The sequence below is a fragment of the Burkholderia sp. Se-20373 genome (genome assembly GCF_017104705.1).
Classification (GTDB): domain Bacteria; phylum Pseudomonadota; class Gammaproteobacteria; order Burkholderiales; family Burkholderiaceae; genus Burkholderia.
In genome coordinates this window covers 52,711-64,563 of record NZ_JAAGPH010000032.1, presented here as the reverse complement: position 1 = coordinate 64,563, position 11,853 = coordinate 52,711, and the positions used below count along the sequence as shown (strand labels likewise).

Annotated in this window: 4 protein-coding genes and 1 pseudogene; 3 read left to right on the top strand and 2 right to left on the bottom strand. The window is 67.8% G+C overall.

The genetic code is table 11. The features are described from left to right. The 3 genes and pseudogenes from G3N96_RS13745 to G3N96_RS13735 all read left to right on the top strand — a co-directional run. Positions 1-218: pseudogene (locus tag G3N96_RS13745) on the top strand (acetyl-coenzyme A synthetase); the annotation flags it as partial. Positions 219-400: 182 nt separating this feature from the next. Then, positions 401-1,471 (top strand): porin, encoded by a 1,071-nt coding sequence (locus G3N96_RS13740; RefSeq protein WP_046549657.1) that lies wholly within the window; start codon positions 401-403, stop codon positions 1,469-1,471. A gap of 227 nt (positions 1,472-1,698) precedes the next feature. Further along, positions 1,699-3,105, top strand: a complete 1,407-nt coding sequence (locus G3N96_RS13735; RefSeq protein ID WP_124585075.1) for a methyl-accepting chemotaxis protein — start codon at positions 1,699-1,701, stop codon at positions 3,103-3,105. 21 nt (positions 3,106-3,126) lie between these two features. Here the strand turns inward: G3N96_RS13735 and pbpC are convergent, their stop codons facing one another. Both pbpC and G3N96_RS13725 read right to left on the bottom strand, forming a co-directional pair. Continuing rightward, positions 3,127-5,541, bottom strand: coding sequence for a penicillin-binding protein 1C (gene pbpC, locus G3N96_RS13730; protein ID WP_206137556.1), 2,415 nt, complete (start codon positions 5,539-5,541; stop codon positions 3,127-3,129). Positions 5,542-5,595: 54 nt separating this feature from the next. Beyond that, positions 5,596-11,604: an MG2 domain-containing protein gene (locus G3N96_RS13725; protein WP_206137555.1), complete on the bottom strand. Its 6,009-nt coding sequence runs from the start codon at positions 11,602-11,604 to the stop codon at positions 5,596-5,598. Between the last annotated feature and the right edge of the window lie 249 nt (positions 11,605-11,853).

The window sequence follows — 11,853 nt, the reverse complement described above, 5'->3', positions numbered from 1 at the left end:
CGGCGCTGGCGAAGACGCTGCGTGACTGGGTCGGCAAGCAGATCGGGCCGATCGCGAAGCCGAAGGACATCCGCTTCGGCGACAACCTGCCGAAGACGCGCTCGGGCAAGATCATGCGGCGCCTGCTGCGTTCGCTCGCGAAGGGCGAAGCGATCACGCAGGACACGTCCACGCTCGAGAACCCGGCCATCCTCGAGCAGTTGAACCGCTCGATGTGACGCCGCCCGCCGCGGCGGGCGTTCCGCTTCGCCGCGGCGCCGGAGCGCGGCCGTATCCGGCCCGCGAAAAGCATTGCCGTGCGTTCCCGACAGCACGACATGCGGGCGGCTCGCATCGATTCCATCGCCGCCCTTTTAATTAGTTATACGTATTACAACACTCAACAAAACGGAGACAGACGATGAACGGAAGGACACGGATGATTTGCGCGGCGCTGCTGGGCGCGGCGGCAAGCACGAGCAGCTTCGCCCAGAGCAGCATCACGCTGTACGGCGACCTCGACGCGGCCTTGCTTTACACGAGCCGATCGCTCGACTCGGCAACCGGTGGCAACGCCGGACGCCAGTTCGCGCTGACCGACACCGGCATGACGCCGACCAACTTCGGCATGACGGGTACCGAAGATCTGGGCGGCGGGCTGCATGCGAGATTCAAGCTGGAAAGCGGCTTCAACATCACGGACGGCGCGTTCGGCCATTCGAACGGCAACTTCTTCGGCCGCCAGGCGTGGGTCGGCATCGACGGCGGGTTCGGCGAGACGAAGGTCGGCCTGCAGTTCTCGCCGTTCGTGCTCGCGATACTCGGCTCGGATCCGCGCAATATCTCGCACTTCGGCGCCGCACTGATTCCGTACGTCGACAATGTGCTCGTCACGGGTCTCTTCAACCCGAACGCGATTTCATATACGAGCCCGACGATCGCCGGACTGACGGCCAGCGCGATGTTCGGATTCGGCGGGAAAGCCGGCGACTTCCAGGCGGGACGTCAGTATTCCGGCAGCCTCACCTATACGAACGGCGGCTTCATGCTCAACGCGGCGCTGTACGACGGGAACGGCGGCACGTCCCCCACGCCGGTTCCGAGCACGGTCGCATTCGTCGGCCGCACGATCGGTACCGCCTACACGTTCGGGCCCGTAACGGGCAAGGCGTCGTTCACGAGCTACAAGGTCGCCGGATCGTTCAGCAACAACGTGTACAGCGCCGGTCTCGACTATCGCGTCACGCCGGCCCTCGACCTGAACACCGGCGCGTGGTACACGACCGACCGCAACGATTCGCACAATCACTCGCTGCTTGCCGCGATCGGCGCCGACTACAGCCTGTCGAAGCGAACGGGTCTGTATGCGCAGGTCGGCGTCGTCAACAACCACGGCGCGATGAATACGGGCCTCGGTATCACGGGCGGCGCGTTGTACGGGTTGCCGGGCACGACGGTCGGCGTCAACGCCGGCATCCACCACGTGTTCTGACGCAGCGCGCGCGGACGGGCGGCGGGCGTGCGCCTGTCCCCGCCCCCGCTCCGGACACGGCCGCTTCGAACGCGGATGACGACGTGCCGCGCCCGGCGTCGCCCGGGCAATCGGGCATCGATGTTTACCCGGCCTCAAGTCCGCGGCCGTGCTGCCGTCAAGTCAGGAGCGCACGCCCAACATCCGTCCGGGACCCGGCGCGCAAGCCCTCAAGGAGACCCAGCAACGTGAACTTCTTCGGAATCGGCCGCGGCCGCCGTTCGTCGCGGGCGGTCGTCGGCGACATCGCCGAGCAGGCCGGCAGGCTCGGCATCGAGATCTGCGACGTGTCGGGCCATGTCGAGGAAGTGGCCGCCCGCGTCGCCCGTCAGGCGGAGGTTTGCCACACGCTGCGCGAATCGGCCGCCGTCACGCTGCGCGGCAACCACCGGATCGCCGAGGCGGCGCAGCAGGTGCGCGACGTCAGCGCCAATGCGTCGAACGCGGTCCGGCAGTCGCAGCAGACGATCGAGGCCTCGCTCGCGGACATTCACGGCCTCGTCGAGGGCGTCACCACGATCAGCGACCAGATGGGGGCGCTGCGCGACGCGCTCGATCATGTGCGGGCCGTCTCCGAGGATATCTCCGTCATCGCGCGCCAGACGCACCTGCTCGCGCTGAATGCCGCGATCGAGGCTGCGCGCGCAGGCGACGCGGGCCGCAGCTTCGCCGTCGTCGCCGCCGAGGTGAAGAACCTGTCCGCGAAGACCGGACAGGCGACGGCCCAGATCGAGACGACCCTCGCGCGGCTCGCCGAGCAGACCGAACACCTGATCGCCGAGGGCACCGACAACGCCGCACGTGCGCACCGCGTGCGCGAAGGCACGCGTGCAATCGGCGAAGTCGTGCACGCGACCGGGCATGCGATCACCGAGCTCGCCGGCGAAGCCGAACAGATCGCGTCGCTGACGGACGAGATCGAGACGCAGTGCCACCGCCTCGACGAGCAGGTGGGCGAGATGGCGTCCGGCGTCGAGAACTCGAGCGACAACTTCTCACAGGCCAAGGACCGGCTCGGCAATCTGCTCTCCGTCTCCGAGACACTCATCGAACTCACGGCCGCGACCGGCATCGAGTCGCCCGATACGCGCCTGATCGAAACCGCACGGAACACCGCCGCCGCGATCAGCAAGCTTTTCGAGGCGGCGGTCAGCCGCGGCGACATTGCGCTCGACGCGCTCTTCGACGCGCACTACGAGCCGATTCCCGGCACCGACCCGCAGCAGTTCATGACGCGCTTCACGGCGTTCACCGATCGCGTGCTGCCGGCCCTCCAGGAGCCGGTGCTCGAGATCGACGCGCGCATCGTCTATTGCGCGAGCTTCGACCGGCAGTGCTACCTGCCGACCCACAACCGCAAGTTCTCGCTGCCGCAGCGCGCGGACGCCGCCTGGAACGCGGCGAACTGCCGGAACCGCCGGATCTACACGGACCGGACGGCGCGCACCTCCGTGTCGCATACCAAGCCGTTCCTGTTGCAGACCTATCGGCGCGACATGGGCAACGGCCAGTTCGCGCTGATGAAGGACGTTTCCGCGCCGATCGTCGTCGGCGGACGGCCGTGGGGAGTCCTGCGGATCGGCTACAGCGTCTGAATCGGTGCGGGCGGGCGGCTCCTACTGCTCCAGCCCCACCGCCAGCGGCCGCTGATCACTCCGCCCGTGATCGTCGACCACCCGCACCGTATAACTGCCGGCCGTCCGCGGCTGCCAGAACAGCGCATCGCCCGGCACACCGCGCCCGACGAACGCATCGTTGACGAACCAGTACAGCGCATGCGCGCTCGCATCGGCCGTCGCGTTGAATGCGATGCGCGTCTCGTCCGCATTCTTCACGCGCATCGCATACGTACTCCCGCGCAGCGGCGACGTGATGCGCGGCGGATCGCCCTCGACCTGCCCCGCGTCGCGACAATCCGCGTTCTGCGGCGGCCGCCTGCGCGGAATGCCGGCCTGCACGAACACCTGCTGCAAATCCGACGGCCAGAATTCGAAAATCTCCGTATGCGTGCGCTTGCCGTCGTACGGCGGGCACGCGGCCTTCCCCGTCGCATCGTCGATCACGACCGGCCGATGCACGGTGCTGACACGAATCGGCGACGTGCCCGGAATGAACCACGTCCAACCCTGCTGCGGGCACCACTCGTTCGGCAAGTCGCCGCTCGCGAGGCAGATCCGCACGCGCTTCAGCTTCGGCGGCACCGCACGAGGCGGCTCGACGAGCGTGCGCTCGGCATTCAGCGCATCGACGACTTGAAAGAACAGCGGTGCGGCCGCATCGACGCCGACGAACGCCGTGTTGGTCGAGTTGTCGAAGTTGCCGACCCACACGACCAGCACATACGGGCCGAACACGCCGGCCGTCCACGCATCGCGGAACGACCATGACGTGCCGGTCTTCCAGTAGACCGGCACGCTCGACGGCTGCGCGCCGCTCGTCTCGTCGGGGCGCAGATGCTGGCGCAGCATGTCCATCGTCATGTAGCTCGCCTCAGCGCTCAACAGGCGCTTGCCAGGCAGCGCCGGCTCGTCCGCGCGCAGCCGCAGCGGCCGGAACTCGCCGCGATTCGCGAGCATCGCGTAGAGCGCCGCGAGATCCTGCATCGTCACTTCGCCGCCGCCGAGCACCAGCGCAAGCCCGTAGTGCTGCGCGCTTGCGAGCCGGCGCACGCCGGCCTCCTGAAGGAACCGGTACAAGTCAGGCGACTTGAGCTGCGACGCGACCCACACGGCCGGCACATTGCGGCTGCGGTTCAGCGCATCGGTCGCGGTGATCGGCCCGAGGAAATGGCCGTCGAAATTCTCCGGCGCATACGGACCGAACGCGGTCGGCACGTCGCGCAGCACGGTCTGCGGATGCAGCACGCCCTGGTCGAAACCGAGCGCATAGATGAACGGCTTGAGCGTCGATCCCGGCGAGCGCCGCGCAAGCGTGCCGTTCACCTGCCCGTCGATCGTGCGGTCGAAAAAATTCGCGGAGCCGACGAGCGCCTTCACGCCCATGTCGCGCGTATCGACGAGGATCGCCGCCGCGTTGCGCACGCCGCGCGTATCGTTGCGCGCGACATAACGAGCGACCTGCCGTTCTAGCATGTGCTGCAGGTCGAGATCGAGCGTCGTCACGAGCCGCGCGTCGGCGTCGCTGTCGTTCGCCGTCGCACTCGAGGTCATACGCCACGCACTGCGTGCAGCGAGTGCCTGGTCGACCGCATGCGGCGCATCGAACGGCAGCGCGGACAGCGGCCGCATCGCAAGCGGCAACGCGAACAGCGGCCTGAACGATGCATCGCGCGGATGCTTCGTCAGCCAGCGCGCGTACAACCGGTTGCGCGACGCGGCCAGCGCGCGATTGATTTCATCCTGCCCGCCGCGCACGCGTCGCGCCGGGTCCTGCGGAATCACCGCGAGCGCGAGCGCCTCGGGCAGCGTCAGCGCATCGGGCATCCGGTCGAAATAGACGACGCTCGCGGTGCCCGCGCCTTCGACGTTGCGGCCGTACGGCGCATCGTTCAGATACGCTTCGAGGATCTGCCGCTTCGAATAGAACAGTTCGAGCTGCACCGCGCGCGCCACCTGCTCGAGCTTGCCGGCTGGCGTGCGCGTGTTCAGCCGCCACAGCGAGCGTGCGAGCTGCATCGTCAGCGTCGAGCCGCCCTGCGGATTGCCGCCGCGCACGTACGTGATCCACGCGCCGCGTGCGAGCCCGTACGGGTTGAAGCCGGGATGCCACCAGAACCAGCGGTCCTCGTGCAGCATCACGGCTTCGACGAGCTGCGGCGACATCCGGTCGAGCGGCACCCACAACCGGTAGCGATCGTCCTTCGCGAGCGTGAGCCGCAGCAAGCGGCCCTGTGCGTCGGTTACCGCAACCGACGACGGCTTCCAGTCGCGCAGCGGCGGATGCGGCCACAACCGGCACGCAGCCAGCGCGACAAACACGAGCAGCACACCGGCGATCCAGTTCTGCCAGCGATGTAACCAGCGGCCGGCGCCGTGCAGCACGCGCCGGCGCACCGAAACGTCGTCAGCCACGCGCGGGCGCTCCCCGCACCCGGCGCGGTCGGCAACGACGTTGCAGCTTCATCGTCATCGCGCGCGCTCCACCGTCAGCGTCGTGCCGCCGGGCGCCTGGGCCTGCATGCGGCGGTCGTACATCGACTCGCCGTAAGCCGGCGGCGCGATGAAGCGGCCCGCATTGCTCGCCTTGATCCGGTAGACGAACTCGCGCACGTCGGTCGTAGCGGTGCCGTAGATCACCACGCGATCCTCGCGCACGTCCGCGAATTGCGGCTGCCACGTGGAACCCTTCACGCCGATCGGCGAACGCCACGGTGCATCGGCCACCGGCGCCGACGCGCCACCGTCGCCGTTGCTGTCACCCTCCTGCGTGTCGGTGACGGGCGGCGGCGCGATGACCGGATCGAAGCCGCCCGGCAACAGGTCGACGATCGCGAGGTTGCCGACGCTCGCCGAACCGGTCGCACGGATCTTCAGGTGCACGTCGATCTCCTGGCCGACCGTGATCTTGTCGAGTGGCTTGCCGTCCGTGCCTGTATAGTCGCGCACGATCTCCAGCCCGTTCTTGATCGCCTTCGTCGACGTGCCGCGGTCGTAGCCCGACTGGCTCGTGACCCACCACGCGGGCAGCGAGCTGCCGTTCACGAAGTCGACGCGCGATGCACCGGCCGACCACGTGCCCGAGCGCACGAGGTTCGCCTGGATCGACGACACGTCCTTCGGCGCGGCACCCGCGCGCACCTCGTCGATCGCAAGCTGGTCGAGCTGGCCCGCGCTCGACGCCGCATACGCATCGAGCGCGAGGATCGTCATCGCCGACGACAGCGTGTTGTAGCGATTGTCGACGAGCGGCGCGGCGAGGTTGTCCATCGCGCGCGGCGACAGCTTGCGCACGCGCTCGGGGAAGTGCTTCGCGATCAGGTACAGCACGCTCGCGTCGCGCGTCAGCGGATCGAGGTAGTAGCCGGTCACGTAGCCGCCGTCGGATGCACGCTTGCGCTCGAGCAGCGCCTGCGGGCCCGCGATCAGCGTCGCGGCCTCCTTGTCCTGCTTCAGCAGCTGGTACGACGCGGCAAGCCACGCGGCTGCAAGGTCGTTCTTCCAGTCGTTCGGATACGCATCCTGCAGCCGCTTCTGCACGGCCGCGAGGCTGTTGGTCGTCACGTTGCCCTGGCGCGTCAGCAGATACACCGCGTACGCGCGCTGCCGCAGCAGGTCGAGCGAGCCGAGCGAATCGTTCGCCGCGAGCTTCTGCAGATACGAGTTGCCCGCGTCGAGCATGTCCTTCGGCACCGCGATGCCGCGCTCGCGCGCGTCGAGCAGCACGTGCATCGCGTACGCGGACACGAACGGATCGGCGTCCGGCGTCGCGCTCCACAGCCCGAACCCGCCCTGCGCGTTCTGCCGGCTGCGCAGCACCCCGAGGAACTGCGTGATCGCCGCCGCGTTCGTCGCGTCGGCACCGGCGTCGGTCGCATGCATCGCGCTCGTCAGCGCCCGCACCGACAGCCACTTCGCCGCGAACACGCGCGGCACGGCCGCACTCACCAGCTGCTCGCTGCAGGTGTGCTCGAAGTTGACGAGATACGACGACAACCCTTCGGACAGCACGAGCGGCGCGGTCGAGATGCTCGCATCGCGTGACGCATACGCGTCATACATCGACCGCAGGTTCGGCACGCTCGCCTTCTTGCCCGGATCGAGCCGCGCGATGTCGAGCTGCGTGCGGAACGCGGCGGCCGGCCGCACCGATACGTCGACGCGCTGCTGCGCGCCCTTCGCGCCATAACGCGCGCCGAACGACAGCGAACCCGAGCCGAGCGTGTCGGTCGCCTTCACGCGGAACATCGCGACACCCTCGTGCTGCGGCGCGAGCGCGACGTTCTGCGTGGCCGGCCCGATCACCTGCAACTGCGGCCCCGTCTTCAGCGTGACCGCGACCGGCAACGGCTGGTTGCCGACACCCGTCAGGTTGTTCGCGACACCGACGCTGACGTCGGCCTCGTCACCCGGTGCGAGTGTCGTCGGCACGTTCGGCGACAGCACGAAATCGCCGCGCACCGTCGTCGCGCCTTCGAACGTGCCGACCAGGTCCGGCGATACCGACACGGCCATCACGCGAAGCTTGCCGTTGAAGTAGTCGGGCACGGTATAGCTCAGGCGTGTGTCGCCGTTCACATCGACGATCCCCGACCAGTAGACGACCGGCTTGTCGCGCTTGCGCTTGAACGGGTTCAACTGGCGGCCGATTGCATCGTCGGCGTCGCCGCCCGGCGCGGCCATCGCCATCAGCTTCTCGAAGTCCGGCAGGATCAGGTCGAGGATCTGCGACGTGCCGACTTCGAGCATCCGCTTGCGGAAGAAGAACTTCAGCGGATCGCCGAGCTTGTAGCGCGCGACCTGCAGGATGCCCTCATCGACTGCGAACACCACGACCTTTGAAGGCTTCGCCGAATGCACGGTGAAATTCACCGTGTCGCCGGGCTTCACGAGCGCCGGCGCATCGACCGATACCGCGTTGCGGCGCGCATCGAGGTTCACCGAGAACGGCACGACGCCGTAGCTCAGCGGGCTCATGAAGATCTCGTCCGACGACGGATCGCGGATGTACTGCACGTTGATGTAGCCGTTGCCCTCGAAGCCGGCCGGCACCGTGATGTGCTGGATCGAGCTCGTCGTATCCGCATGGAACCACGCGTGCGCATACACCTTGTCGCGCTCGATCGTGATCAGGCCGCTGCCCGCGTAAGGTGCGCGGATCGCGATCTCGACCTGCTCGCCCGGCTTGTAGTCGTGCTTCGCGAGCGTCACCTGCAGCTCCGCGTTGCGGTCGAGCGAGCGCGTGACGTTCGCGTCGCCCGTGACCGAATACTCGATCCGGTTCACCGCGGCGCCGGCCGCGTTGCGGATCACGAGCGCATAGCTGCCCGGCTTGTCGGTGCGCAGCGTGAAGTCGAGCCCGGCCGCCGGAATCGCCAGCGGCTTGTCGTCGACCGGCACTTCCTTCAGCCGTGAATCGTATTTATATGCGCCGGAATCCTGCTTGGTCAGCACCGACACGTAGCGCTCCTCGACGAGCTGCGCGCGCAGGTCCTTCACGTCGATCGCCTTCGCGTTCGGATCGATCGCGACGAGCCGCACCGTGCGCGGGCTGCCGCGCTTCACGTAGCCGAGATCGTCGACCGACTTGTAGCCGACGAGCCAGTCGTTGTTCGACACGAGCGTCTGCGCGTTCGCGGCGACGTTGCGCCCGCCCTCCGCTTCATAGGCCTTCGCCTGGAAGTAGAGCTGGTAGGTCGCGTCCGCGTACTTGTCGAGATCGAGGTCGAACTCCGCATGGCCCTTGTCGTCGGTCGTGCCGTCCTGCAGCGTCGTCGTATAGCCCTCCTTCGCGCGGCGCGCATCGAAGAAGTGATAGCCCTGCCAGCTGCGGAACGACGGCCACACCGGGCGCAGCGTCAGCGTCGCCGCGACGCGGCGCTTCTCCGCCGGCGTGCCGAACAGGTTCTGCGCATCGACGATGCCCTTCAGCCCCTTCGGCTTCACCCACCCTTCGACGACCTGCTGCGACAGCTTCGCGTCGACCTTCATCCGGTCGGGCAGGAACTCCTTCACCTGCACCGTCGTGCTGCCGATCGGCTCCGCACCGGGCTGGCCGTCCTTGACGATATACAGGTTGACGGTCCACGTACCGGTCGGCGCCGTTTCGGCCGTCGTATAGCCGAGCTCGGTGAAGCCGGTCGCATCGACCGTCACCGGCTTGCGCTCGACGGTGATCCCGCGCGGGTCGACGATCTCCGCCTGCAGCGGCACGCCGGCCGGGCTGCGCGCCCAGCTCGCGGCGCGCACGATCAGGCCGATGTGGAACGGATCGCCGGGCCGGTACAGCCCGCGATCCGAGAACAGGTAGGCCGACAGTTGCCCCTGGCCCGTCGCATTGCGCTCGCCGTCGACGTCGAAACGCGAGAAGTCGAGCTGGCGGTCGCGGCCGGCCACCGGCAGGAACGACAGGTCGGTGTCCTTCTTCACGACGTACAGCTGCGGCCGCTTCTCGCGGTCGAGCCCCTTGAACGCGGGGAAATGGACGATGCCGTCGGCGCTCGTGGTCTGCGTGAACAGCGCCTGGCCGTTCACCGCGAGCACCGACACGGTTGCGCCCGCAACCGGCTTGCCCGTGCGGATCGACTGGATGAATACGTCCTGGCTGCCGTCCAGCGCCTTCTTGACCAGCATGCCGAGATCGGTCACGACGATCAGGCGCGTGTCGCCGAGCGCGTTGTCGCTGTCGTCGCCATTGCCGTTGCCGCTGCTGTCGCCCGAATCGGCGTTGTCCGCCTGATCCTGGCTGCCGTCGCCGGACGATGCATCGCTGTCCTTCGCATCGTCGGCTTTCTTCTTCTCGGCCGCCGGATCGTACTTCGTCAGATGCAGCAGGAACACGCCGCGCTTGCCGCCCTTCAGGTACTGGCCGAGATCGATGCCTTCGTAGTGCGCCTTGCCGGGGTCGCCGGCCGGGAACGCGCGCGTCTGCACGAAGCGCTCGACGATGTGATCCTCGCTGAACGAATACGACAGCTCGGGCCGCGCGTACGTGCCGTTGTTGAAGCTCACGAGATGCTGGAGCTGGTCGGGCAGCACGCGGCCGATCTCGACCTTCATCCCCGGCAGGTTGCGCGACACGACCGACAGCCGCTTGCTGCCGCTCATCGACAGCAGCGAGCCGTCGGCCATGAAGCGCAGCAGCTTCGGATAGTCGGGCACCGTGAACGCGGTCGTCACCGGCTCGGCGAGCAGGTAGCCGCCGGCCGATTTCAGGTTTTCGGCGAACCGCACGAAGATGCGATCGCCCGGCGTCGCGTGATATTTGAAACTTTGCAGCGTCGCGAAGTCGTTCTCGGTCGGTACCACGTCGAGCGACAGCGGCTTCGACTGCTTCAGCACCGCGTCGCTGATGTCGGCCACGTTCCATTCGTACGGCGGATCGTCGTCCGACTGATCGACGCCCGGCTTGCGCTTCGGCAGCACCCACGCCTTGGCGCGCGCCGCGAGGTCGGCGCTGCGCACGCCGTCGGATGCCTCCGCGACGAGCACCTGCTCGGGCTCGTAGCGCTCGTTGTCGACGAGCGTCGGCGCGATGTTGTCGATCGACAGGCTGTAGAGCCCCGGCACGTCGACCAATGCATGCAGCACGTCCGGCGTGCCGTTGCCGCCGCGCGCACTCTTCACGCCCTTGTCGACGTCGAGCCGTGCCGCCATCGAGTTGAGCGGGATCTCGAGCGACTGCGAGCGGACCCATGCGCTCGTCTTCATCTTGTCGTAACTGACGGTGTAGCGCAGCGGCGTCGTATTCTTGCCGTCGCGGCCGACCAGCACGAGGCCGATGCGCTTCTCGAACTCGGCGGGATCGACCGGGTAGTTGAAGCGCAACTGCAGCAGCGCCTGCTTCTCCGCCGGATTGTCGGGGTTCTGGTAGAACTCGTTGTTGCCGACTGTCGCGGCGAACGCCGGCAGGTCGAACGCGAAGCGGTCGTCATGCATCGTCACCTGCGGCGCGAACACCCGGTGCACCGCGAAGCGCACCTCGACGTGCGCGCCGACCGGCCAGTCAGCCGCCGGCGTGAAGCGCAGCGTCTTGTCGTCGGCCCACTCCCATACGCCCTTCAGCGCGGGCGTCATCTCGATGCCGTCGCCGGCCGGCTTGCCGACCTGTTCGATCGGCGCCGCCGATTGCGCGAACACGACTTCGAGCGGATGCACGGTGATCGTCGGCTTGTCGGTGTCGTCCACCTCGTAGGTGGTGATCGCCGGCGCCTTCACGGTGAAGCTGACGGTCGCGGGCTCGGGCGGCTTCGGGCGATGCTTGAACCAGTAGCCGCCGTAGCCGAGCGCGGCCGCGAGCAGCACGAGGCCGCCGGCATGCCACGGGCGGCGGCGCACGGCCGCGGCGGTGACGCCCATCCACGCGGGCGCCGTCCACGACACGTCGCCCACCAGCGGCCGCAGCGCGCAGCCGAGCAGCCACCACACGAAGCCCGCCACGCGAATCGGCAGGAGCAGCAGGAAGCGCAGCAAATCCATTGTTATTTCCTTGTCAAGGACATGCTGCCGGGTGCGGCAACCTTCCCCGAATTGTTATGGGTCTGTGACGGCGCGGCCCGGTTGCGCCGTAATTGCTTGGTATGTTCGACCGGATGCTGGGCGACATTATCGATCAGACCCGAAACGATGGAAATATCGGTGTGCCGGCGCGCAACGCCGCCGGATGACCGGCCGGTCGGGCGGATCTCGGTCGTCCATCGCGCAACCTTCGCCCACGGCGGCGCCGCG